The sequence below is a fragment of the Petroclostridium sp. X23 genome (assembly GCF_030013905.1).
Taxonomy (GTDB): Bacteria; Bacillota; Clostridia; order SK-Y3; family SK-Y3; genus X23.
In genome coordinates this window covers 5,125,022-5,150,959 of record NZ_CP124862.1, presented here as the reverse complement: position 1 = coordinate 5,150,959, position 25,938 = coordinate 5,125,022, and the positions used below count along the sequence as shown (strand labels likewise).

General features: G+C 35.1%; 22 protein-coding genes, 1 tRNA gene, 1 pseudogene and 1 riboswitch. Of the genes and pseudogenes, 6 read left to right on the top strand and 18 right to left on the bottom strand.

Annotation, left to right across the window (positions count from 1 at the left end):
* Nucleotides 1-95: 95 nt before the first annotated feature.
* A complete protein-coding gene (locus QKW49_RS24110; protein WP_282865175.1) occupies nt 96-1,742 on the bottom strand; it encodes an ATP-binding protein in 1,647 nt (548 codons plus the stop codon).
* Nucleotides 1,743-1,876: 134 nt separating this feature from the next.
* Here QKW49_RS24110 and QKW49_RS24105 point away from each other — a divergent pair, with 134 nt between their 5' ends.
* The gene (locus QKW49_RS24105; RefSeq protein WP_282865174.1) at nt 1,877-2,098 is read left to right on the top strand and encodes a helix-turn-helix transcriptional regulator; all 222 of its coding nucleotides are present in this window, start codon (nt 1,877-1,879) and stop codon (nt 2,096-2,098) included.
* Between the two features lie 286 nt (nt 2,099-2,384).
* On the opposite strand, the gene QKW49_RS24100 is transcribed toward QKW49_RS24105, so the two are convergent.
* The 3 genes from QKW49_RS24100 to QKW49_RS24090 form a co-directional block, all read right to left on the bottom strand.
* A complete protein-coding gene (locus QKW49_RS24100; RefSeq protein ID WP_282864256.1) occupies nt 2,385-4,016 on the bottom strand; it encodes an IS66 family transposase in 1,632 nt (543 codons plus the stop codon).
* Nucleotides 4,017-4,289: 273 nt separating this feature from the next.
* Entirely contained in the window at nt 4,290-4,652 is a 363-nt protein-coding gene (tnpB, locus tag QKW49_RS24095; RefSeq protein WP_282864257.1) for an IS66 family insertion sequence element accessory protein TnpB, read from the bottom strand.
* A complete protein-coding gene (locus tag QKW49_RS24090) occupies nt 4,642-5,028 on the bottom strand; it encodes an IS66 family insertion sequence element accessory protein TnpB (RefSeq protein ID WP_282864258.1) in 387 nt (128 codons plus the stop codon). The genes tnpB and QKW49_RS24090 overlap by 11 nt, the downstream gene beginning before the upstream one ends.
* A 462-nt stretch (nt 5,029-5,490) precedes the next feature.
* Here QKW49_RS24090 and QKW49_RS24085 point away from each other — a divergent pair, with 462 nt between their 5' ends.
* Entirely contained in the window at nt 5,491-6,741 is a 1,251-nt protein-coding gene (locus QKW49_RS24085; RefSeq protein WP_282865173.1) for a DNA polymerase IV, read from the top strand.
* Between the two features lie 18 nt (nt 6,742-6,759).
* A complete protein-coding gene (locus QKW49_RS24080) occupies nt 6,760-7,023 on the top strand; it encodes a hypothetical protein (RefSeq protein ID WP_282865172.1) in 264 nt (87 codons plus the stop codon).
* A 742-nt stretch (nt 7,024-7,765) separates the two neighbouring features.
* Here QKW49_RS24080 and QKW49_RS24075 read toward each other — a convergent pair.
* From QKW49_RS24075 to QKW49_RS26085, 6 genes and pseudogenes are all read right to left on the bottom strand, one after another.
* On the bottom strand, nt 7,766-9,088 hold the full coding sequence (locus QKW49_RS24075) for a restriction endonuclease (RefSeq protein ID WP_282865171.1): 1,323 nt from the start codon (nt 9,086-9,088) through the stop codon (nt 7,766-7,768).
* Between the two features lie 95 nt (nt 9,089-9,183).
* Entirely contained in the window at nt 9,184-12,291 is a 3,108-nt protein-coding gene (locus tag QKW49_RS24070) for an AAA family ATPase (protein WP_282865170.1), read from the bottom strand.
* On the bottom strand, nt 12,275-12,826 hold the full coding sequence (locus QKW49_RS24065; RefSeq protein WP_282865169.1) for an ABC-three component system middle component 1: 552 nt from the start codon (nt 12,824-12,826) through the stop codon (nt 12,275-12,277). The genes QKW49_RS24070 and QKW49_RS24065 overlap by 17 nt, the downstream gene beginning before the upstream one ends.
* The gene (locus QKW49_RS24060) at nt 12,816-14,135 is read right to left on the bottom strand and encodes an ABC-three component system protein (protein ID WP_282865168.1); all 1,320 of its coding nucleotides are present in this window, start codon (nt 14,133-14,135) and stop codon (nt 12,816-12,818) included. Before QKW49_RS24060 ends, QKW49_RS24065 begins: the two co-directional genes overlap by 11 nt.
* On the bottom strand, nt 14,132-15,181 hold the full coding sequence (locus tag QKW49_RS24055) for a hypothetical protein (RefSeq protein ID WP_282865167.1): 1,050 nt from the start codon (nt 15,179-15,181) through the stop codon (nt 14,132-14,134). Before QKW49_RS24055 ends, QKW49_RS24060 begins: the two co-directional genes overlap by 4 nt.
* A 61-nt stretch (nt 15,182-15,242) precedes the next feature.
* Nucleotides 15,243-15,486: pseudogene (locus tag QKW49_RS26085) on the bottom strand (single-stranded DNA-binding protein).
* 1,167 nt (nt 15,487-16,653) lie between these two features.
* On the opposite strand from QKW49_RS26085, the gene QKW49_RS24045 reads away from it, so the two are divergent.
* The 3 genes from QKW49_RS24045 (at nt 16,654) to QKW49_RS24035 (ending at nt 18,004) form a co-directional block, all read left to right on the top strand.
* Complete coding sequence (locus QKW49_RS24045; protein WP_282865165.1) at nt 16,654-17,100, top strand: CGGC domain-containing protein; 447 nt, start codon at nt 16,654-16,656, stop codon at nt 17,098-17,100.
* Between the two features lie 30 nt (nt 17,101-17,130).
* Nucleotides 17,131-17,766, top strand: a complete 636-nt coding sequence (locus QKW49_RS24040; protein ID WP_282865164.1) for a DUF1847 domain-containing protein — start codon at nt 17,131-17,133, stop codon at nt 17,764-17,766.
* Between the two features lie 161 nt (nt 17,767-17,927).
* Nucleotides 17,928-18,004: transfer RNA gene (locus QKW49_RS24035), tRNA-Met, on the top strand.
* Between the two features lie 125 nt (nt 18,005-18,129).
* Here the strand turns inward: QKW49_RS24035 and QKW49_RS24030 are convergent.
* The 8 genes from QKW49_RS24030 to QKW49_RS23995 form a co-directional block, all read right to left on the bottom strand.
* Nucleotides 18,130-19,503: a cysteine desulfurase gene (locus QKW49_RS24030; protein WP_282865163.1), complete on the bottom strand. Its 1,374-nt coding sequence runs from the start codon at nt 19,501-19,503 to the stop codon at nt 18,130-18,132.
* A complete protein-coding gene (locus tag QKW49_RS24025) occupies nt 19,490-20,917 on the bottom strand; it encodes a family 2B encapsulin nanocompartment shell protein (protein WP_282865162.1) in 1,428 nt (475 codons plus the stop codon). Before QKW49_RS24025 ends, QKW49_RS24030 begins: the two co-directional genes overlap by 14 nt.
* A 164-nt stretch (nt 20,918-21,081) precedes the next feature.
* On the bottom strand, nt 21,082-21,297 hold the full coding sequence (locus QKW49_RS24020) for a hypothetical protein (RefSeq protein ID WP_282865161.1): 216 nt from the start codon (nt 21,295-21,297) through the stop codon (nt 21,082-21,084).
* A gap of 17 nt (nt 21,298-21,314) precedes the next feature.
* Nucleotides 21,315-22,061, bottom strand: coding sequence for a hypothetical protein (locus tag QKW49_RS24015; RefSeq protein WP_282865160.1), 747 nt, complete (start codon nt 22,059-22,061; stop codon nt 21,315-21,317).
* A 24-nt stretch (nt 22,062-22,085) separates the two neighbouring features.
* Nucleotides 22,086-23,198 carry an ABC transporter substrate-binding protein gene (locus tag QKW49_RS24010; RefSeq protein WP_282865159.1) on the bottom strand — a complete coding sequence of 371 codons (1,113 nt, stop codon included), beginning with the start codon at nt 23,196-23,198 and terminating at the stop codon, nt 22,086-22,088.
* Between the two features lie 22 nt (nt 23,199-23,220).
* Nucleotides 23,221-24,033: an ABC transporter ATP-binding protein gene (locus QKW49_RS24005; RefSeq protein WP_282865158.1), complete on the bottom strand. Its 813-nt coding sequence runs from the start codon at nt 24,031-24,033 to the stop codon at nt 23,221-23,223.
* Nucleotides 24,034-24,038: 5 nt separating this feature from the next.
* Entirely contained in the window at nt 24,039-25,055 is a 1,017-nt protein-coding gene (locus QKW49_RS24000; RefSeq protein ID WP_282865157.1) for an iron ABC transporter permease, read from the bottom strand.
* 29 nt (nt 25,056-25,084) lie between these two features.
* The gene (locus QKW49_RS23995) at nt 25,085-25,555 is read right to left on the bottom strand and encodes a molybdopterin-dependent oxidoreductase (RefSeq protein ID WP_282865156.1); all 471 of its coding nucleotides are present in this window, start codon (nt 25,553-25,555) and stop codon (nt 25,085-25,087) included.
* Between the two features lie 193 nt (nt 25,556-25,748).
* A riboswitch (molybdenum cofactor riboswitch) is annotated at nt 25,749-25,868 on the bottom strand.
* Between the last annotated feature and the right edge of the window lie 70 nt (nt 25,869-25,938).

The window sequence follows — 25,938 nt, the reverse complement described above, 5'->3', positions numbered from 1 at the left end:
AATGGCTCTTAGTATATGAAATTCCTATCCCCTGGATAGGAATTTCATATACTATATGCTTCATAAGATATGGGTTTTCTCTAATAATTAATCAATTATTTAACCTCGACTCCATATATCTTAGTGCTGTCAAGTTGGTGAATAACTGATTTTAATTCTATTATTGGTATAACTTTTTGAGCTCCGTATTTTAATATCCATTCTCCAGATTCTTGAATTAGATTAAGTATTGTTCCATCCTGCAATCGTTTCTTTTCATTTATCTCTAAATCAACACTCCAACATATAACGTAATCAAATGTATTATAGGGATGGTCATGCCGAAACAAACTGCTTAACCTGTACTCGATTTCTACTAAAATCTTATTACCCTCTTTATCAATACAAATCATATCTGTAGGTGATTGGTGAGAATAGTGTCCAATCTTTTCTATGTACTTTATTAATGGTTTTGTCCGATCATTTGATAATAAAGCCGTAAAAAGTATTGCAGCCTGTGATTCACAATCCGGCCTCTTTATAATTGACAATTCATTGAGCATGAGATTTTCTAGTCCTTCAAAATATTCAATTCTTCTTTTTATGTTTTGCTGCTTATTTTTTAAAACATACTCAATTTCCTCATTTTTTCGAAACTTAAAATATCCTTCCTCAGCTAGAGGTTTTATATGATAATCAATTATTTTTTTTGCTTCATCTAATACCCATTTTACCTTTGGATCATCTTCATTTGAAATATTATTTCGATCAGCAGTTAATTCAAAAGCCTGTGAGTTTAATAACAAATGATAGTGATGAGAATTATATTCATTTATTAAATTCATTCTTTTTATAATAGGTATAAAATCTTTTGCAAGATACAATCCAAACCTTGACTTTATACTTTCTCCTCTCTTTAATTTACATAGACTTTTTCTACAATTCAAACCAGAAACAGTACCATATAGTTGTAAAGAAACATATTCTCCATTAATATTTGTTGCTCTATGATAGGGGCCAAAATGCCTACAATAATTTACTGATCGTTTATATTGTTCTTCTTCTGGGTCTTCATTTGGTTTTTCCTGTGGAGGCGAAAACTGGTGAGTACCTGCTATTTCTTCTTTTAATTTCAATATCTTATCCTCCAAGAATACTCTTGGTGCAACTTGCATATTCTGAATATACTTATGCAACTCTGGATAGTTTGCAAAATATGTTTTGAAGCTACCGGCTGCTGTAAACCATAGAATATAATCTTTTATAGTATCAAAGTTAAAATACTTCTCTGGATTATCCATGAAATAGCCTTCAATCGTAACAGTAGATCCTCTTCTACCAGGTTTTGGTGGTACATTCTCTACAACGTATTGAGGAATTTTGTCACTTAAAAGCGTGTCCCAAGGCTTTTCCATCACTGCCTTGAACGCTTCATCATCTTTATTCTGAGTCTGTAATGTTAATTTGTCACTCTTAAAATATGTTTTTGTTCCTAATCCCTTTTTTCCTATTCCAATCGAATTTTTAAGTGAATCTCCTAGATTAAAAAAACGATGAATAGCGTTAAAATCCATTCCTCTTCCATCATCCTGCATTTCTAATATAAACTTACCTTCAGAATTTCTGTAAACAGTTATAGAAATTTGTTTTGCTTCTGCATCATGAGAATTACTAATACCCTCTCTTATTACTTCTAGTGGATTAACAACATTTTTTGCGATTTCCTTAAACAAAGAAATATCTTTTATTTTAGGTGTAAACATCTTCAAAGTACTCACCTGTCCTTAAGACCAGAATAAAAATTTAAAAATTTCAATTACGTGTGATTACCACACATTATATTATCTTCTTTCTATTAAAATCAATACATAATATTCTAGTTTTACAGGTGAATTATATGGGACCACGGAATATAATTGGAAAAAAAATTAAATATTTAAGAAAAAGAAAGAATGTCACACAAGAAGAATTAGCGGCACGAATGAATGTTCAAGGAATAAATATTGATAGACCTATGATATCTAAAATTGAAAATCAGACCAGAGAGATTTTAGATTATGAAATAAAGGCTATTTCCATTGCTCTTAGTACAACTATTGAAGAGTTGTTTAAAGAATAAACGTACTATAACTTGTTCAAATGTTTTTCTATCTCTATCCTTAGCCAATCTTCATCCCCTTTGAAACTTCTGCTTATCCAATATAGGTTTCCACTGTTGAAATATTATAGGATATCTTACAAATATTAAAAACTTCATTCGAATTTTCTTCTACTGAATAAGGTCTTTACTCCCGTCTAGTTTATAAATTTCTTTTAAAACACTTTCTACATACATTGAAACGAAGTAAACGCTCCATTCTCGGTACCTTGACAAATGTTAGACCATTATTCATAGCCATTTGATTTTATTGTTCTGACTTTTTGATGTTTTTCGGAAGCTTATCTGACCATGGAAGCAGATCATTCAAAAATGATTTATCTGTATCTTCCATATGTTTTGGAATCTCTGTTAACAGATATTCAAAATATTCATAAGGCTTTAAGTTATTCGCCTTTGCAGTTTCAGCAATACTATAGATGATAGCAGAACTGGTTGCTCCTCTTATCGTATCGATAACTTGCCAATTCTTTTTTCCTATACAGAAGCCACGAATGGCTCGTTCACTTGCATTGTTATCCATTGGAACATCACCATCAGTTAAAAATACTTTAAGATAGCGTTCCTGATTTATTAAGTAATTGAATCCTTCGCGAAGTTTTCCTTTTCCCGGGACTTCACATTCATGCTGTTTGATGTACACAAATAGAGCATCCACCATGGGCTTAATTATAACCTGGCGTTGCTTAAGTCGTTCCTCAGAAGTAAGGTCCTTTAACTTGCCTTCTTCACGATATATGGCCTGGATCTGTTTCATGAGCAGATATGCCATGGATTCTTTCCTTGCAGGCTCCGAAATCACTTTCTGTGCTTCATCAAGACGCCGTCTTGCGTGAACCCAGCACCCAGCAATCGTCAGATCCTCAAGTTGTTTTTCTACAGTGTGGTAGACCTGATATCCATCTGTTACGCAGATACCAGAATAATCCTTTAGGAATGTCCTTGGATGTGATGCATTCCTCGTTTTCTGGTATTCATACAACACGATCTGCCTGGCTCTATACATGAAACCTGAACGGTATACCCACATGTAGCTCTTACTTCCTGCCGGTCGACCGTCACGATTAACGAGAACCGGAGTTTCATCTGCCTGGATGACATGATAATCATAGAGTAGCTTGTGAAGATGATCATACATGATTCCAAGGTATTCTTCTCCAAGACGGATCATCCAGTTCGCCATATTCTGACGGGTAATTGCCAGTCCATAACGTTCAAACTCTTTTTCCAAACGATAAAGAGGAACTGCATTCACATACTTGCCATTCATGATAGCTGCCCCAAGTGAAGGAGATACCGGACTACCATGAAGCAGTCCCTTCGGATACGCTGCTTTTACCATATGCTCATCTGATTTGCTTGCATAGACTCCAATATGGTGCTCATCGACTTCTACCTTTGCAGGGACAAACTTATACCGTTTGGTAATCACATCCGGAAGCTGTTTCCAGCCTTTTTCACCGAATTCAGCAGTCAATTCTTCCTCTGTCATGTAATGATTGATTCTGTTCGTTGGAAGACCTGCTAAATCTTTTTCTTTCTTTCCGGACTGCTTTGTCTTCTTTGAGGGGCTTTGTTCTAGCTCCTCAGGTTCCGGCACATCCAGATCACAGACTGCCTCTGCTTCGTTAAAGAATACGATGGTCCCATCGACTTCCATAAAGCGGATCTGAGCAACATCCTCCATCTTCTCGGTGGATCTGCCAAAACGATGGTTGGTAGCAAGAACTAGCTGTTCCATCATGAGCTGCATCTTCTCATTAAGAGCGTGCGTCTCCTGAGTAAGCGCATCCATTTGTTCTTGCAGACCAAGAAACATCGAGACAAGGAGCGACTTGTCCATTGTATTCAATTGTTCTTCTGTATATTTAAATGCCATAATCAAGAACTCCTTTTATTGGACTTAATTATAGCAGATACAGCGTAATTACGCTAATCTGTGTTCGTTAGCCTTCCGTCATTTTGACGGTGGATAACCTTTCTAAAAGGTCAAAAATCTTTGACATCTTAGAATGGTTATCCACACAAACCGATAATTCTTATATAATTGGCCTTAACAATTCACGGTCAGAATTGCAGTGTGTGGATAATAGAAAAGTATTTTCAGATTTCAGCTTTTCAAGAATTTTAAATTCTACGAAATGCACAAAAACTACATAGCCTTTGGTGGATCCTTTAATTCTGTAATCGGACGTTTTGCAACAATCTCTAGCCCTTGCATTAACATTCGGTACTGTTCCTCTGATATTTCAATCGCCTCATCTGCAGATCTTGGCCAACTAAAGGCACCTGTATTAAGTCTCTTATACAGCAGCAAAAAGCCATCACCTTCCCATAAGACCGCTTTGATACGGTCACACCGTCTTCCACAGAATAAGAATAACGTGTTTGTGTCATAAGGATCGAGATGAAATTGAAAGCGAATGATGGCGGCTAATCCCTCAATACCCCTGCGGAGATCGGTATACCCTGTTGCCAGATAAATTTTCTTGAATCCGTTTCCATCATTTAACATGAGCGATAGCTCCGATAAGAGTACTAATAAACTCAGTTGATGCAGTAGAAAGTAATTCAATCGATATATCATTTGTTCCATGTAGTATTGCAACAGTGTCAGATGCCAGCGTTTTTTCGCTTGGGCATGAATGTACAGGTTTTGAGTTTGTTGGTACAGGCAATTCCACAAAGTGCGACTCATTATTCTGAGCATGGGCTAAACACGCCTCGCGCACACGTCGTAGCCTAAAATAGTATGCTGCTTTTGTTATACCATTCTGTTCGCACCAGGTATCAACTTTCATTCCAGCCGGTCGAGCCTGACAATCTTTAATTTGCTCCGACCATTTTTGTATACGAATCTGCTCTGCCACTAAACTTGTTTGAGTCTTCATATGTTCTCCTTCCCTAGAGTCAAAAAAGTTTAGTACTAAACTTTTTTGACTGAATAGTTCATGAGAGCATTATCTCAAATATAATACTTAAAGAAAAGGTACTTACTATGAAGCGTTTACGAAACGAATGTGATGTAATGTCTTATGTTAGAAATTTTTTCTAAAACTATTAACTTCTTATTAGAGTAATGCGATCCTTTTTAAACTTTTTCTAAAAGCTAATAAAATAGAGATATATCGCCAGTAAAATTGTATAAAGAACTTTATTTAAGCTATTTTTCGAAATTCTAGTATTCTCACATTCAGGAACCACTCTATTTCTTATGTTTTCCTGTGTATTAGTTCCACATTACTTGGCAAATTCCCGCAAGTGAAGTTTGAATTTTTTAAAAAAATCACTCATACTATCTTTACACAGAACATATGTTCGTAATATAATAGACTTGCTTGAGGTGAAATAGTATGACCAGAAGAATTATTTTTCATATTGATGTTAATAGTGCTTATTTATCTTGGGAAGCTGTATATAGACTGCAGCATGGGGATAGTGTTGACCTGCGTACCATTGCTTCTGTTGTAGGTGGAGATGAAGCATCCAGACATGGAATCGTTCTAGCGAAATCCATTCCTGCAAAAGAATATAATATTCAAACTGGAGAATCTTTATATGCAGTGAGGCAACGGTGTCCACACTTAGTAGTTGTTCCTCCTCGATATGACCTATATATGCAGTGTAGTTCCGCTTTGATAAAGATTCTGGAAGAATATTCTCCCAAAATACAGATTTTCAGTATTGATGAATGTTTTTTGGACTTTACCAACCTGGAGACGCTTTGGGGAGATCCCGTTGAAGCAGCTTATAAAATTAAAGAAAGAATATACAAGGAATTAGGATTCACAATTAATATCGGTATCTCAAGTAATAAGCTTTTGGCTAAAATAGGCGGAGACCTTGAAAAACCTGACAAAGTGCATACTCTCTTTCCTGAAGAGATTCCAGAAAAAATGTGGCCTCTTCCGGTATCGGATCTATATATGGTTGGAAGGGCAACTGCACCTAAACTTCATCAGATGGGTATATACACTATAAGAGATCTTGCAAAAACAGATCCGGATCTACTTAAATATAAGCTAAAATCCTTCGGCCAATTAATATGGAACTATGCCAACGGAATTGAAAACTCTCCTGTTTTTACCGGTGGACATACGAACATAAAAGGAATAGGAAATTCTACCACTATTGCTTTCGATGTAGAAGATCGGAAGACTGCCCATATGATACTTCTTTCTCTGGTGGAAACAGTATCCGCAAGACTCAGACATTCAAAGCTTTGCGCCCAGTTGGTATCGGTATCCATCAAGACGGATGAATTTTTTTCATATTCCCATCAGCGAAAGCTCTTCGCTTCCATTGACTGCACCATGAACATTTATAAAATAGCCTGCCGGTTGTTTGATGAGATGTGGAAAGGCCAAAAAATACGGCATCTAGGTGTAAGAGTATCAGAGCTGTGCGGCAATGATTTCATACAGCTTTCCCTATTTGATAAGAACTGGGAAAACCAAAAAGCTTTAGATAAAACCCTTGATGATATACGAATCAAATATGGTTCACAATCAATTATCCGTTCATGCTTTTTGAATAGTGGTTTAAGACCTATCGCAGGTGGTGTTATGGAAGAAGATTATCAAATGATGTCAAGTATTTTATAATAAGAGGTGGGAGTAATAATGAAAGTTTTAATGAAACCTATTGAAATGATTGCCTGGTTCACAGAGCAAGGAATCCCAAACCCCATTAAATATAGAGCTTCATTAGAAGATCAATCAAAGATCTGTATTACGGTGAATAGAATAATTACTAGAAAAGAAGAAAAACTAGCAGGAAACCGGATGATTATTTTTAAATGTCAAAGTATTTTAGATGACATTGAAAGAATTTATGAGCTAAAATATGAAATAAACACTTGTAAGTGGTATTTGTTTAAAATGTAGGGAGGATGTTAAAATGAATAAAGCAAACGGCTTCTTTTTAATAGGGTGTGTCCAGAAATTTGTGTTTTTTCAACTTTCTTAAGTTAATAGAATATACATAATCACATTTGAAAACCAGATACTCAAGTTAAGCAAGTTGTTCATCTTATCTAAAGTGCCTCTTTTAAGGGCAGTCGAAGCTAATGCATTTTTCAAATTATTTTTATTTATGTTTCTTTCGTGAAGAGTAGCCAAAATATATACATCATAAAAATCTCTTGCCCGGGTATTGAGTGAATATTTCGGTGCGGCGGAGCCGCCCATACGCATCTGATTGCGCCATAGTGTCGCTCAAAATGAGCCACTATGGCGCAGGGTGAGCCACTGACATAAAACGGAAAGCAGTAGCAGGGAGACTCGAAACAATATATTTTGTAGGTTCGCTTTTCTTTGCTTCTTTCTTTTCTCGAGAAAAGAAAGAAGGGTTTTAAATCTATTGATGGGTGCCTTTACGCTTACATAGAATTTGCAAAATTGGTAGATGTGAGCAGGGCAACTCTTTATAGATATATTAATGAATATGAAGGTTGTTAGTAATTCCATTATTTAGCATGTACATTTCAGTACAGAGCACGAATGCTCCCACTACCCCAATTAATGCGGTCAAAGTGTCAAATCAGAGGCGGCATATTCATGTGCGAAAATAAATAATTTAGAAGATAATAAATTCTGCGTTTTCAAGCAACAGAATTTGTATATTAAATTAGCGTTTACCTTTTCTCAATATTGTATCGTAGTAGTTACACATATTTCTTCCTTTTTCACTAAGAGTTACAACTCCCTTTGGTGAACCATACTTTGAAGAAAGAATCCCTTTTTCTCTAAGTTTCATAATGCTATTTAGATATACAATTTGCCAAGTATTTAGTAACCGTCCATCACTACTATCAAAATCATTATTCTTTCTACAAAAATTTAGAACCGTTTCGATTAATGCACTACCACCCTCTTTTTCTTTTAGGCAAGCAATTATATCGCTCTCCATTTTATCAAAAGAGTATGTATAATCAGCACTTTCAATGAAATCTTGAAATTCATAATCTATTATTGTCTTTTCAATAAAATCATAATCGTCATACATAAAATCAGTGATACTACAATCTCTTTCATACCCTGTTTTAAAGTTATCCATATACATTTTATAGTAGTCTTTATGATTGATCCTAAAGTGGTCTGAAGCAAAATTAGCTTCCACAAAACGAATATCCCATTTAACACAGGCTCCATCAACATTCCAATTATCCTGATTAAAATACTCATTAAAATCTACAGCTCTTGCTTTTGGCTTTTCACCTGAATAAAACATGTAATCTAAAAAAACCGTAAAGTTTGTATTTTTATCATCATAATGAACTGCTCTAGGCACTAAATATTCTATATTATTTGTCCATCTCTCAATACCAATTAATTCCTTTCTATCGATACCATTAAATGCTTCAGTGATTTCTATTATTTTTTCAACAAACTTCAATTCGCTAAATGTCAAAGAATCTCTAGATGACAAATAAATAAAATACTTTTTAAAATATGCCATCCAGAATTTTGTGTCTTGAGTATTAAATAATTTCCAGCCAATCTTTTTAGAAGAGTTCTCAAAAAAGACATTTATCAAATGAAAATTATTGGGTTTCATTAATCTCTTCTCAATTTCTATAGAATCCCAATATCTTGTTTCAAGGCCTTTATTATCTTGTATTTCTTTGAAGTGTCGTATTAATGCCGAAGTAGGCTGTGTAGAACAAGCTAATAAATATCCATCAGCATCGACCGCAAGACAAGTTTCCATTATATTCAAGTCATCCTTGCTTACCGACTTTCCACTATGAGCATTATGCTTACATTGCACCACCCACTTCCTTTTAATAGAACCAAGTATGCCTTCATACGATTCTATTGCAATCAGATCTTTGTCACCATCCGGGCCAACACCGGTCCAATGTACATCAAGTCCTTCTGCCAATAACAACTCTCTTATAAGCTGCTCAAACTCAACTCCATCATCCCGCATTTCTTTAAAATCAAGCATATAACTTCTCTCCTCATCCGTAAAATACTATTAAGAGTATTGTAATTTTGATTTTCAATATCGTTTAATCATTTCTTGTAACCATTAACTTACTATTATTTATATTTCTTACTAATCTCACCTACACTATTAAGCTCGATGAACTTAGATAAATAATACCTATCATCCATTTTAACCTTTATCAGATTGTAGAAATGCTCATTATGAGTTGATATGACAATTTGTCTTCCCATAACGGTAGTAATCGTCCTTAACAAATCAATAAAAGCTAACAAATTAATTCCATCAAGATGTTGAATTGGATCATCCATAAATATTGTATTAAATGTTGTACCCCTTTCCGTTAATACTTTTGCCAAGAAAATACATAATGATAAAATATTAACTTGTGCAGAACTCAAATACAACACAGGAGACATTTTATCTTCTTCCGATTTATCATAAGTGTAAATATGTGTTTGTAATCCCTTTCCAGAACTCTCTGTAAGGAACTTGATGTGATTCATAGTTGGGTGCGGATCTATCTTGTGATAAATCTGATTGATTGTATTTGAATTAAAATATGCATTTGTCTGCTTAACAATATAATCCTCCACAACAGTTTTGCTATTTTTTAAATTCTGCTGTTTTGCTTGAAGGACATCTAGTTTGCTCTTTTTTCGTTCATGTTCTTTTTTCTTATCAAGCCAAATTTTCTGTTCTTGCAAACTCTTAATATCATTAAGTATCGAATTTAAAACAGCTATACTTTCATCGATCTTACTTTTCTTACCTAAGAGATTAGTTTTTTGTTTTTCTAACTGTTCACCAATATCTTTTTCCTCTACACTTATGTTCTCAAATGCTTTTGTGCATCGTAGCAGATACCCATCTAAAACAGCTGTGGATTCTTGAATCTTAATTAGTAATGAATTATATTGAAGATTAATCTCTTCCTTTGCCCCTTGAATTTTATTCTGTGAATTAGTTATTTCAGCTTCAGTCTCAACAATACTTTTGCTAATATCATTTTTTTCATTCTCTATTTTTTTCAATACACTTTGTAAGTCATCATTTTCATTTCTGAGATTTTTACTTACTAAAAATACTAGTATTGCTTGGTAAATATCATTGTTTTTGACTTCTGATATTTTTTCATCAAGTTCAATAATCTTAAGTTCCTCATTTTTCAATTTAATTTCTAGATTTTTTACCAAATCTAGATTTGTAGTAATTTTTGTCTCCTCACTTTCGATATTTTTAGACAAATCAAATACATTTTTATCCATTTGAGTTTTCAATAAATTTATTGCTTCAATGTCTTGTATGTTTACATTTTTTGAATCATATTTTCTTTTCATATTTTCATTGTCGTTTTGAATATTTGTAATTAAGTTATTCCAATCACTTATCCGCAATTGTAAGCTGTGTATTCTTTCGTTTTGTCTATTGAATTCTTCTTGAATCCTTTTTGAAGTATCTTGTATAGATTTTTTCAGTTTTTCAGACTCTATAGCAATATTTTCAATAGTTTCAGCATTTAATTTTTTACTTTCTTCCAAATCCTTTTTTATGCTATCTAGTTCTGAGCTACTTTTATATTCCACTGATATTCTTGAAATCAGTGTTGAAAAATCTTCATATTTTGCATGACACAAAGGACACTCACAAGATTTTGAATTCTCTACTAATTCTTTGCCTTGAATCACTAATTGATTAACTTTATCGTTTAGAAGCATTGCATTTTTGTAGTGTTCTCCTAACTGGACTATCTGCTTCTCCCGATTTGATTTTTCAATTTTTAAAGCAGTAAGCCTTTCATTAGTATCTAAGACTTCACTGCTAATATAATTTTTTATTTGATCAATACCGCACTTGTTTTCAATAAACGATTCAATACTACTTATGGCATTGCTCGAAACTTTTCGCTTTTCTAAACGTTGACTCAATAAATATGAAGCTTTATTATGTAATCTAGAATATTTATTGAGACAAACTGTATTATTGTTAAATTTTCCCAACTCGATTTCGATAAGATTTTTTTCTTCTAATTCTTTTTTCTTTAATTCTGTATAATTTGAAACATTCTCCTTGCAAATATTAATGTTATCCTTAATTTGAATTATACTTTTCTGTAATTCAGGCTTAGCATTGTTAGCTTCCTTTTTTAAATCATTTTTTGATAATATTTCCATCTCAGTACTTTGGTACAAACTCCAGCCAGCTATGACTTCACAAATTTGCTTTTTCTCACTTTGCAATTTTTCTTTATGTACCATCAACTTATCTATCCGGGTTAATATCTCTAGTTTTTTTTCATATTCTATTTTTTCAGCTTTTTTAATATCTAAGTCTTCTTTATTAGATAAATAATTAGGAAATTCAATAGTTAATAATTCCAATGTATTAAGTTTTGCTTCATTTTGAAGCTTATTGTCCTGTACTGTTTTTAAAATTGAAGCAGTTTTTTCTAATGCTGTATCGATATTTTCAATCAGGTTTTCTAAATTAATCTTAAAATCAATGCTATTCACGTTAAAATTATTGATTACCTGTCTTACTTCGTATTCTTTATCTGACTCATATTTATATTGTTTTAATTCTCTTTCTTCTTTTTGAACTTCTGTAGCCAATGCTTTCTCTTTTTTAACAATTTCATTATGTAAATTGTTTATCACCTCTAGGATTTCAGAGTATCCATTATTATCCCAAAACACTTGTAGCGCTTTTGTTTTATCTTCAGCCGTATAGTTTTGTAAAAAACTAGTTATTTTATCATGTGCCAACATATTTGTTGTGCAGAACGTATTTTTTTCATTTAATAATTCTTGTAACTCATTTGGTATAGGTTCTAAATCACCAGGCTTATAATCGCTCTTCATATTTCCAGTACGCTTTTTAGTCTTTATCTCAAAAATACTACCGTTTTCACTTATAATTCGAACAGTTCCTTGCAAAGCATCAGAGTTTTTATTTTTTAAGATATCCCCTTTTTCATTCTTCACCTCTTGCTTAATTGCATCAGTGCTTTTAAAGCGTCCAATCTCATCAGTAATTGCCCATTCTATAGCATCGAAAAATGATGTTTTACCATATCCATTAGGAGCGTAGATAACCACTAAATCAGCAATATTTCCACTTTCATTATGACTAAAATCAAATGCTTGTAACTTTTCATAAGCTCTAAATGCTTCAATGTTTATTTCTTTAATCTTTTTGCTCATTTAAGTTACCTCCTAAATAAATTGCTACTAGTTGGCTTATGTCTTTATCAGCATTTTTAATCGCTTGAAATAAGTCTAAATCTATACTTTTGATTTTTTCTAATAATGGGATTTCTTCAACTGTATTTCTTTCATCTGTATCAATGTACAAATATAATAGACGATTCTTTATATAATTCTTATCTCCAAGCTCGTTTTCCTTCAAAGAATCCCACACCATTTTTCGAGTTGAATACTTGTCTTGCTCAACTTTTCCTTTTAATTCTTCTGATATCCTCTTTTTACATTCAAAAATCAAATATATGTTCCATTTCTCAATTGTTTTTTCTAAATTGATTTGAAACTCTGTAGCTATAGCCGCCGTGATTGTTTCATAGTATTTTTCTAAGTCGCGTTCATCTTCAACAATAACTTGAAAAATATAAATATTATATCCTGGTTCTTTTTCAACCCAACAGCTTACTTTATTTATCCAATCAGAATTATCTTCACAGTTCAGAGCTGATATTCCTTGTTTATATTCTTCAAAGCTCATGTAACATCTCTCCTATTCGTTGACCTAAGCGTCGCTCTATTTCTCTTTCATCAATACCCTCAACAGCATTCTCTTCTAGTACAAGGTTCAGTTCATCAACCATCTTTCTTATATGAATCAATGATAGTTTTTTTACATTACTTTTGACATCATCTATACGTATTTCTTGCTCTACACATATCACATTACTAATATCAGTTACTACCTTATCGATTTGAGATGATTGTAGCATCTTGGTTGCAGGATCTTTTTTAGTTTTAATAATCAAAAAATCTCCCTTGTTTATATCCCTGTATGCATTTTGCAAATAGTCTTTTAAAAAATCTGAGAGTTTAGTTTTATTAGTAACATAGATTAATTTTACTTTCCGATCGCCATTCTCATTGTTAACAATATAATAGCTTTCGTTTTTTAAGTTTTCCTGATTTTCTATTGATCTAAAGATTAAATACAAAAGCCATCCTTCCCAGATATCCTTACAATTAAGATTTGTCTCTGAATATGGCCATACCAATTTTATTCCACAACGATTTTTTATGTCATATGGTCTAACATTATTCCTTATTTTGGGCATTTGTAATGAACAAATTCTATTCATAGGTTCTTCAAATATTTCGATAACACTTTCTTTGAAAAGGTTGAAACTACATACTTCTATATCACATAATGGTTCCCAATCCTTTTCTACAAGTTTTTCCTGTATACAATCTCGTGAAACCCCACATATAGCACCAAATGCACCATCCGGTGATCCCAAATCTGTAATAATTCCGCACAAAAAAACTTCATCTTCTACTTTTTTGAAAATTCCACTTCCAGAATAGTTAGACATTATATCCTTTGCATTTTGGGTAAACGTATCCATTGGCCGTTCACTACTCAGCTCAATAATATTCTCCCCAGGCAGACTTACTATTTTCGCATCTAGCGGATATCTCTTTATTATACTTTGTGGATTATCCATTGCTCTTGGAAAACCAGAAATAAATACCATATCTCCCACTGCTATTGCGGTAGTCCGATACATCGGTATATCCGAAATATAGTCCAATTTAATAACAACTATATCATTTTGACTAATTACTAATGTATCTTGGGGCATTACTGTCAGTTTATGCATATTTCCACTAACTTGTTTAAATAATGTAAGAGAATTTAAATCTATAGTTTCTTCTTTATTCATACAATGCCATGCAGTAATCAAATATGAATAACTCCTATTTTCTGTTTGTAACAATACACCAGATCCAATATGATTGCCCTTATACACCGTTTTAACTACTACTTGATCGTAAAATTCATCTATCATCTATGTAAATCCTCCAGATTGATTCCATTTTCATCTATTGTAATAAATTTCATACCATATTTCTCTGATTCTTGCTTGGTAAATATTTTATTAAAATCAATTTCGTAATTACAATAAAAATCAACTGGTTCTTTTGAATTACATATAATTCTACTCAAACATTCTTTACTTGGCCTGCCCGATGCCGTAAGATTAGTACTTATAATATAATTCTTGCATTTCAGCATCCGTATTAGACTATTACTTGTGTTATGCTTACTAGCATGGTGTGATATTTTGCAAATATCAACAACTAATGGATTTGTTTCAGAGTATCCCAGTTCTGATAATGACTTTTCAATTTCTGTTGCTGATGCATCTCCTAAAAACAAGGCTTTTATCTGCTGATATTCAAAAATAAAAGCTAAACTGCTTTTATTTGCTAAAGATATATTTTCATGGAATTCTAAATTATTCAATTCTTCAATTGGAATTTCGTAATCTGAAACTGTTGATATTTTTGTTTCTCGTTCTTCTTCTATCATCCAATGCTCATTAAACTCTCTTAATATTTCTAAACTCGGTGAGAGTAACGTTATATGAGCATCATCAATATCAAACTCATCATATACTTTAACAACTTTTTCATATTGAAATCCGGCATGTTTCAATATTTTTTCAAGACTGGTTCCTTGCCTCCAACTTATTTTAGTTGTCTCATCATGAAGTAAAATATCATTCTTCTCCTTATACCTAATTGCTTCCAACTCCTTATCCAAAAAATCTCCGTAATTAAACCACATTTTATTAATCTTAGAAAAATCAAAATTTTCTTCGGAAAAGAGCTTTAAAATGCCATCTATATGATCCGAATCAATATGTGTCAATATCAACAAGCTAAGATTCGAATTATTTTCTTTAAGACTATCAATGAATACTTTCAAACTTCTATAACATTGTTTACCTATTCCGCCATCAATCAATATATATTTATCTTGTTCTAACCCATAAGTGAGAATAATACAATCACCATAAAGTGCTTTCAGAACTTTAATATTTACTGACATATACTCCAACCCCTTATTTCTTTGATTATCAGAATTTACAAATATGTCAATCCTGCATATGTTAAGCATTATTTTGATTAACTTCATATCGCTGTTGCCCCGATGATGTCTTTTCAATCGGAATAATCCCTATATCATCCATTTAATATATTTGAGAAACAAGATGCCAAGTAGTAAGCGATTGCTACGGGAAATTCGGTTCCATTCATATCCTTTGATTAGATCACAAACCAAGAATACTTCTCCCAGTAAAGATTTAATAATTTTGTTTTTGCAATCTCTAATAATTCATTTGTTGTTGGCATTTTCTTACTTCCCAATAGGAAACAATACCCAGAACATTGTTATCTTTATTATACTCGTATGGAAGATTCTATACAAGAAAAAACAACCATATATTCAGTCTTTTTACAAATTACTACATTCTAATCTATTAAGAGGCACAATCAAATTGGCTTTTCTCAACCAACTTTATAGTAAGAAATTACTAAACAAATATAAATATGACAAGATATTAAATTTTTTTGAAAACAAGCATAACATACACCCTATAGATATATAGATAAACGTGATCAAAAAAGGAAGCCTTGAACTGTTGTTTTCATAAGCTTCCTTTGTAGTATTGTTGGTAGATATGTTTACTCACACCATATCCTAATTGCAATACACACTTTTATCTCATTTATCTGCTTTTTATTTTTATAAATACCATCCTCCGAGTCAAAGTTAAAAATACGTGTAGACATTGAAAACTCTAAGATTTTCAAGAGTCTTTCTTTTGTATTACTATTACGCACTCCACATGTGTCGTATGCAAAACATCCAAATATTTGCTGCTTTCTTAACAAGTAAAAAATAAACTGCATTCACCGGGTCTTGCTTTGGGAAGTATGTATATAAGAAATGTTTTAGTTGATAATCGCTACTTTGTGCAAACTGTAATGAATAGACAACATATTCTATGCAATGCATGCACACATAAATCTCATGAGTATATAATTATGTTAATAGCTAAAGAAGCAAGATGATAGCTAACCAAAAACTATTTTCATAATTTTAAACGATTTATATTTACACAAAACTACGGATATCTCTAAATATTTATAAGATGAGGTATTATCTAAGTATCCAAAACAACATGGTCTTGTTCATACTATAGTGAAGAAAAGTTTATTTTAAATAATATATTTTCTTTCGTATATTTTCTACTATAAGCTGAACTGCTGATATTATAGGGCTGTAATATTTTCTTTTGATTTAATATATAAGATACTGCTAATAATATGAATGTAAGTACCTTATAGTAAGAACTGTCCCTATCATCTTTAAAGATATATCATCAACTAGCAATTGTGGAAAGTGCACAAATAATTTGTATAAGTTTTGCACATACAAAACACAAATATTTTTCAGGTCGTCCACTTTTTATGATACTATAATAATGTAAATAAAAAATTACATCGGAGGTGGTCATGATGAAAAAGATAGGAATCATTATTTGTGGACGCTATCAAAACTGTGGCGGAGGGAAATGTTTTAGAGCTTTAAGAGAACGTGTAGGAGGTTTTTCAATATATCCTGCAGAAGAACAAGTTGAAGTGGTTGGATATTCATATTGCGGTGGATGTCCAGGGGGTAATATTGAATATGTTCCGGAAGAAATGATTAAAAACGGAGCGCAAGCAATACATTTAGCTACAGGGTTTGTTGTTGGATATCCTCCATGTCCGAGTATTGAAAACTTCAAAGAATTTATTGAGGTTCACTATAACATACCGGTCATAGTTGGAACACATCCAATTCCAATGAAATATTTTTCAGACCATGAAAAAATGTCATTTTGGGCAAATATGAATATGAAAGAAATTGCACCGGAACTATTTGAAGATGCAGAAGTAACAATGAAAAATTATGATTGATCCTTTAATAAAAAAACTAGGAGTGAGAATATGTATACTTGTGCCACGTGCAGTGGACATTATTGTCAAAAAGGAGAACTAGAAAAACTGCCTCTTAATTGTCCATGCAATAACGAAGAAGAATTAGAAAAAATAAAAGAACTATATCTTCAAGATGAAAATTATAAATTAGCATATTATTCCGCATTGGTGGAAGCACAAGGATATGGTAAACAAACGAGACTTGAAGAGATAATGGATTTTGCAAACAGATGTGATTTTAAAAAGCTGGGAGTAGCTTTTTGTGTTGGATTAAGTAGTGAAGCTAAAATACTATGTTCAATACTAAAACATAATGGTTTTGAGGTTAATTCGGTGGTATGTAAAAATGGGAGCATACCTAAAGAATTCTTAAATATTAAAGAGAGCGAAAAAGTGAAACCAAATACATATGAACCAATATGTAATCCTATAGGACAGGCTGCTTTTTTAAATAGATCAAAAACAGATTTAAATATTATTTTGGGATTATGTGTAGGACACGACTCATTATTTATAAAATATTCCAGTGCACCTGTAACTGTTTTTGCAGTTAAAGATAGAGTGCTTGCACACAATCCTATAGGCGCATTATATCTTTCTGAGGGTTATTATAAGGATAAGTTGTATAATTGTAAAAAAATATAACAAGAGAAAAGTTACAATGGGCATGGTTCTTACTGTCAATATGGATATAAGTGCCTTACATCAAGAACTGTGTCTATTGCCCCATTATAGACTTTACAAAAATTACCACTTTACTTTTTATTAAATCTATGTTAGTATTATATCTGTTGCAAAAAACATATCGCGGGGTGGAGCAGTTCGGTAGCTCGTCGGGCTCATAACCCGAAGGTCAGTGGTTCAAATCCGCTCCCCGCAACCATGAAGACTAAAAGGTTGTAGATGATCATCTACAACCTTTTTTAAATTATATTCATCTTCTGTATTAGTTTATCTATGGGAATTTTTTTGTATAAGTTTAGGTACTGTTAGTGAATCACAGAATTTTTAATAATCCTTAGTTATTTTATAAAGGGTATTGGCCAGCATGTCAATCTCTTCCCTTATATTATACATTGCCAAAGAAGCACGAATGGTACTTTTTATATTAAATCTTTGCAGAACCGGTTGGGCGCAGTGATGACCTATTCGCACCGCGATACCTTCTCGGTCAAGACGCGTTGCTACTGTCTCAGGTGAAACCCCATCCACAACAAATGAAATTGCACTTATTTTATCAGGTGCCGTACCTATGATATTGACACCCGGTATCATAGAAAGTGCTTGCATAGCGTATCCGGTAAGTGATCGCTCATAATGTTCTATTCTATCCATACCCACTTTCTGCATATAATCAATAGCTGCGCGTAGACCTACGGCATCCGCGATACTACCCGTACCCGCCTCAAATTTATCCGGCAGATTATTATAAGTAGTACCATCAAAAGTAACATTTTTTATCATGCCTCCGCCTTTTTGCCAAGGAGGCATTTGCTCAAGGAGTCCCTTTTTACCGTATAACACGCCTATACCTGTTGGTCCGTAAGCTTTATGACCTGAGAAAACGTAAAAATCCGCATCCAAGTCTTGTACATTGACCTTTAAATGCGGCGCTGCTTGCGCACCATCAATCAATACACGTGCCCCGTATCTATGGGCCATGTCAATCATTTTTCTAATCGGATTAATCGTTCCTAAGACATTGGAAACATGCGTAATAGCTACTACTCGTGTACGTGAAGACAAAAGCTTCTCATATTCGTCCAGCATGATTTCCCCCCGGCCATTGATAGGAATTACTTTCATCACTGCTCCCTTTTCTTTTTGCAGCATTTGCCAGGGGACGATGTTAGAATGATGCTCCATCATGGTAAGAAGAATTTCATCACCGTTGCGTATATTAGTACTGCCATATGTTTGTGCGACCAGATTAATCGCTTCAGTAGCACCGCGTACAAAGATGATTTCTTCGATCGCCGATGCGCCGAGAAACATCTGCACTTTTCTTCTCGCACATTCATAAGCATCGGTTGCCTCCTTGGATAATGTGTGTGCTCCACGATGGACATTGGAATTATATTCTTGATAATATTCCCTTAAAGCATCTATTACGCATTGCGGTTTTTGAGTAGTAGCACCATTATCCAGCCAAATCAACGGCTTTCCGTTTACTCTTCTCTGCAATATCGGGAAGTCACTGCGTATACCACTTATATCAAAAGGATGTAAAAGCCGGCCGTTGGTATTGCTTGAATCTACTACAGATGTATTATCACGCATAAAATAGTAAGCAGCATCTACAGCATGGTCCATATAGGGAAATACCTGCCCTCCTGATATATTTGAAGGATACCAATCATTTTGATGCCTATTCATAATCATGATAGTAGCCTACCTCTACATCTTCAAGCATTCCTAATGCATCATCGGTTAATACCACCGTTGAAAAATAAAGGCTCATGACATAGGATGTAATCCCCATATTATCAATACCGGCAAATTTCACCGAAAGACTTGGCATAAATTTTTCATCAGGAATCCCGGGTTGATGCAAACCGATCACACCTTGTTCTTTCTCTCCTACACGCATTAGCAAGATATTGGTAGTACCACAGCAGGAGTGATTACGACACTTTTCATTTACTAAGAGTTTGTCACAAGGAACAATAGGCACACCCCTCCAAGTTATAAAAGGAGAACCACAAAAATTAACGGTTGCAGGGGGAACGCCCCTTTTTGTACACTCCCGGCCAAAAGCAGCGATCGCTTGAGGGTGGGCGAGAAAGAATGCAGGTTTCTTCCATACTTTGGCGAGCAGCGCATCCATATCGTCAGGAGTAGGCGCTCCTTTTCTGGGTTGCATTCTCATTTCAGGAGCAACGGAATTCACTAACCCAAATTCTTTGTTATTGATCATTTCCCATTCTTGCTTTTCTTTCATGGCTTCTACAGTCATCCTCATTTGTTCCTGTAATTGGTCGATAGGCTTGTTAAAAATATCTGTTACTTGACTATTGACCTTTAATATGGTTTGAACGGAATTCAAACGATACTCGCACGGCACGTCCTCATAATCGGGAAAAGTTTGCGGCAAGGTATGTTCTCTCAACTTATCCGATATCAGTTCAATCCTTTTTTCCCCATATTCATTGGATCTTACCTTTTCATAACTCCATTTCTGAAGTGCGTGATTGAAATTTTCAATTGACTGCGGAGATTGATTGATAACATTTTGCAATTTGGTTCTATCTAATGAGAATATGACACTCGGAGCAAGTGCTTGCATAGATATAGGCCTGTTTGACTTTTGTATGAAAGCATTAATATCCGAGTATTGCCCATCCGTCAGTGAACCGATTTTAACTTTTTTCCCCCGTGATCCCCAGGCAGAAACTTCAACATTACCTTTTGCTACAATAAATAGCTTATCCCCTTCATTGCCTACTTTTGTTATGGTACTTTCAGCGTCGTATTGTTCCATAACAAAAAATGTGGATATTTGCTCAACCAATGACCGGTCCATATCCTTAAAAAGAGGAATTTTGCATAGTTGTCCCGGGCCAACTGCTGTACAGTCCCGGTTATCAAATGGAACATTCTTTGAATCAACATAGCATTTCTTTCTTTTGTTTACACGATACACCCCTGCTTCTACCGGTACCCAGGGTAATAATGTCAGAAGCCATCGCGGTGTGATCTCTTCCATCATAGGCACCGATATGGTGGAATGAGACAAAACCTGCGCAGTATCCGGATGCAAACTGCGCTGAGTAATGATATCATTGTTGCTCTCCATCTAAAATCCTCACCCCTAAAAATATATTAAGTCTACTTTAATATATGTTATGTAAGTATGTGAGGTGAGCAATTTTATTTAAACTGTCTACAAAATAAAGTTTTGCGAATTGAGTTACTTACAACGTATATACTTTGCTTCTTTATAAAAAACACCAAAAGTCACTAACGCTTACAACATATAAATGATTGCATGGTCCAGCGCCGATACCGGCAGTTATAGCATGACCTGCTCTCATCTGCCACCCATTCATCTTCATCATCAGCAGAAAAGTTAGAGCAATTACCGGCCACTTGCGCTGCCTTTTCCCAGTCATTTTTACCCCCTGCAAACTCCTTCTTGCCTTTATTACCAATACACCAAATATTACTATTTCCCATTTCAGCCTCCTAAAGAATTAATACGCTCTCAATAGCTGCTTACTGCAGGTTTTCCATAAAGCTTTGCCGGATGCGTCTTCGGAAGGTATGACAAGCAGTGTTGACTTGCCATTCAATAGCACTGCCTTTAAATGTTCTCCTAGTATCACTGCTTCGTTATCATCCAATATTGTTCCATCTAGAGTTTTTACTACCTCAACATCCGATTGAGCATAGATGTCTTTTACTAATATAATGTTATTATCCGACTCTAATCGAAGCTTGCCTTTATAACGTCCGTCGTTTCCGCCGAGCCTTAAGCCTGTACCGGCAAGTGCGCCTATTACTCCTTGCCCTGTACCGCCATGCTCCGACAGATGTATATTCATCTCACTGGCAAAAGCATAGGCTTCCGCTTTGGTAAGAACCATTTCTTTAGCTTTTTTCCCAAAAGCGACCAACCTCTCAGGAGCCGGAAGCAAGTGAGGTACAACCACACACAATCCCGGATCGGAACCTTCGGCACTATTGGTTTTAAGCATTTCGCATGCACAGCTAATCAACGCTTCCAGACACAACTCATCAATATCTGCCTCAAAACACATGGCACTATTATGAGAAGTATAAGGAATATCCGGATGCACCAGCAATTGGTGCCTTGTAATTCCCCGGCACTTTCCCCATCCTTTCAATTGGATCTCTTTAGAGATTAAAGCCGCCAGTTCACCTGTCCCCATACTATCCAAATTATCGGTATCATCAATACATACAAGAACTTTCATCATGTGCTACCTCCTCTAGCTTTTACCCTATTTCGGGGCCCTCATGCCTTTGCCGTTTAATATTTGAATAATCTCATCATTGGTCAAAGAAAGGTCAAAAAATTCTCGGTAGTAATTTTTCACTTCTTCATTCATATTAATATCTTGGAAAGACTCCGGATATAAAGTTTTAGCCGTCCACAAAACTGCCAGCGGCGTTTCCAATGATCCCGGGTGCCCCCATCTTGAAATGCCTATAGGCATTTGAAAAACTTTTTGGTTTTTTACCGCCCCAAGTGCGGACCACTGCTTGTTGCTTTGAATATACTTTACCGCCTTTGGCTCATTGGCGATAATCATATCGGGATTCCATAGGAATATTTGTTCCAAGCTTGCAAAATACTTATCCTCAATCAACTTTAAATCCTCATCAAGTGAAACATTTATTGCTCCTGCAATCTGCAGCCAATCTGCCGGTAGGGTATTCTTCTCATCCGTTCTTGTAGCTTCGTTGACCGAATGATATATTCTGACTCTCTTGTCCAAAGGGATTTGATCTATTTTCTCTCGCACACGCTCAAGACAGCGTTGATAGTATTCGTTGTATTTCCTCGCACGCTCACCGGCCCCAATCGCTTTTCCAATGACTTCTATCGCATATTGCTGTTCTTCGATATTTTTGTAGTCGATCACAATATAGGGAATTTTACTCTTATTTATTTTATCTACTTCCCCGGCTTGATTTGCTGTTTCGCTTCTTATAAATATGATATCAGGTTTTGCTTTTATAAGTTCCTCAATATTTATTGCCCCGGCTTTTTGAGGTACCGCTGACTTGCTAATATTTGGGACCAATTGGTTCATAATCTTATCGCGTTTCAAACCCTCTACTACAGCAACAATCTGTAAACCTCTGCCAAGCATTGCTGTGACATGTCCGGAAAACGCATACAGACAACCAATCCTTTGAACATTTGCAGGTACGGATACTTCTCTTCCGGCATAATCGATGACTGTAACAGTCTCTACATCAGCTTCAGCACTATTCGTTGGCTTGATAGCGGTGTTTTGAGACGCACAACCTGAAAATAGTAAAGCCATTGTCAAAGACAAAATCGCAGTTACATGTATTTTTTTCAATAAATCTGATATTTTTGGCACAGGTTAATCTCTCCTATCTTTACTATTTTGAAGCGGCACTAATGGGAATAATCTGATTCAGCATTCTTCCTGTTTTAGATTTTAAAGAAATAATGGTAGACTGTATATTGTAGATGGATTGAATATTGTTTTGGGTCAAAACTGCAGAGGGCTGTCCTGCAATGGAAATGTCCTTGTTATCCATTAATGCGATGGTTGTAGGAATATCGTTGTTTTCAAAGTAAAAAGCATGATTTAAAAAATGTGTTGCCATGACAACAGAAATACCTGACTCCTTCACAAGCCGGACAATCATCTCCAAAACTGTTAACTCATGTTTAAAATCGAGATGTGCCGTAGGTTCATCCATGATGATTACTTTACTGTTTTGTGCAAGCGCCCGTGCTATAAGTACCATCTGTCCTTCTCCACCGCTTAATTGCGTATAAGGTCTATGCTTATATTTTGCTAAACCGACAGTTTCGATTGCTTGTTCTGCAATTTTCCGGTCCTCTCCGGAAGGCGACGAAAAGATACCCGTTTGGAACGCTCTGCCCATTAATACAATTTCCATCACCGTATAAGGAAATGTCTTTTCATGGGCTTGGGGTACATAAGCTACATAGCCGGCAATGTCCCGGGGCTTTAAACAGTTTATGTTCTTTCCATTGATCGACACTTTCCCGCTTTGAAGTTTTTTGACACCCAGCATACAATCAAGCAGTGTGGTTTTCCCACAACCATTAGGGCCTGCTATACAAAATACTTCTGCTGCACCAACCTGTAAGCCGATATGACTGAATACTGGTTGTTTTTCATAACTGAAAGACGCATCATGAACGCTTATCATTGCCATATGATTTACCATGCACTCCCTTTTGTTTTTTTTAGAAGATAAACAAAGAACGGTCCTCCAACCAGTGCTGTCAAAATACCTAAAGGTATCTCAGAACCGGTGATTATTCGCCCTATATTATCTACCAATATAAGAAAACAAGCACCAAGAGACAAACTTGCGGGTAAAAGTACTTTGTTATCGTTGCCAAACAACATTCTCCCAATATGTGGAATAACCAATCCAACCCAACCGATCATTCCGCTGATGCAAACAGCCCCTGCTGTCGCAAGGGTTGAACAGAAAATTACTAATCCCTTGTTAAAGGCCATATTGATTCCGAGGGCCTGGGCTTCTTTATCTCCCATAGAGAGTATATTAATTCTCCAACGGATGGCTACCAATCCCAAGATCCCGAGGATCATAGGAATACTTGCCGCTATCATATCCTGATAGCGGAGAGATGCAAGACTTCCCATCAGCCAAAACACAATGGTAGGAAGTTGGTCATAAGGATCGGCTACATACTTGGCAAAAGAAATCAACGCTGAAAAAACCGATGATACAACGGTCCCCCCTAGAACCAACATCACTGTCGGCGTAGTATTATAAACCCTACCGATCATATAACTCAGTAAAACAGCTATCCCGCCAAATACAAAAGCGAAAATATATGAAAATGCTGTTGACTTAAAAATTAAAATAGACAATGCTGCACCAAATCCTGCTCCCGAGCTAACGCCAAGGATCCCGGAACTTACAAGAGGATTTCTGAATACCCCCTGAAAAGAAGCGCCGCTAATCGCAAGGGAGCCTCCAACCAACGCGCCCATCACAGCTCTTGGAAAGCGCACATCCCATACGATGGTTTTGATTGTATCAGGGATTTCTTCACCGCCGATCCCGGTGATTTTTGCCAATATTACCTTAGCCATCATCCCAAAGCTTATCGGATATCTTCCCATAAACAGTGATACGGTTATAAAAAGTAAGGGAATCAATACTAACAGCAGCTTGTGTATATGAATACTACGAATCTTCATAAATAGTTACTCCATTCAAAACGATATCCTCATTTTTTCACAATGATTTTGGCAACATTCGGTATCCACCAATTTTTCCCTTTCCCATCCACAACCAACTTAACAGGCCCTTCTTTTTCATCAAGTGACTTCCCTTCCACCTTAACACCAAGAATTGTGCCTTCACTATCTACAAGCTCCGGAACATATTCTTTTGATTGTCCGTCTTTTGATTCTACAATAACGGATGAATACGCTTTCACACCTAGTGACTCCAGTACTGTTTTCAAAGGGATTCCCGTCCAACTTTGTGCCGGTTCACTGCTGTCCTTGTTCTTCATCGCTGCTTTAATTTCTACTGCTTCCATGTTGTTGAAGTCAGAACTTGTGAATGAAACCGCTCCATCCTTCACACCCTCTACCATTATTGTCCAAGCCGGGGTATTCTCTTTACTGCTGCACCCTACGAACATGACTGTTAATAAAACAGCTCCGATCATCATCATTATCCACTTTCTCATACTTTTGACCTCCTATATAATAACTATTTTTTTGTTTTAACTCCGACACCGATATGTTCAGGGCATTCGTCTTATGATCTAATCAGACAATAAAACAGCCTCTCTCCATGTGTTGGAAAGAGGCCAAAAAGCTGTACACTACTTTTAATAATTATCTACAAGATAATGATTACACCAGCAGCATATTCACTCTATGCTTGAAAAACAAACCCCTTTCCACATGGGAGGCACAACTGTTTCCAACTGTACCCTATCGGCTTATGGTTCATTAGCAACTACCTTTAGAACTATAAGCTCGGAGCTTTAACTTATTATTTTAATATTAATAGTTGATCATAAATAAATCAACATTTTTCATTACGATTGTCCATACTAAAAGATTA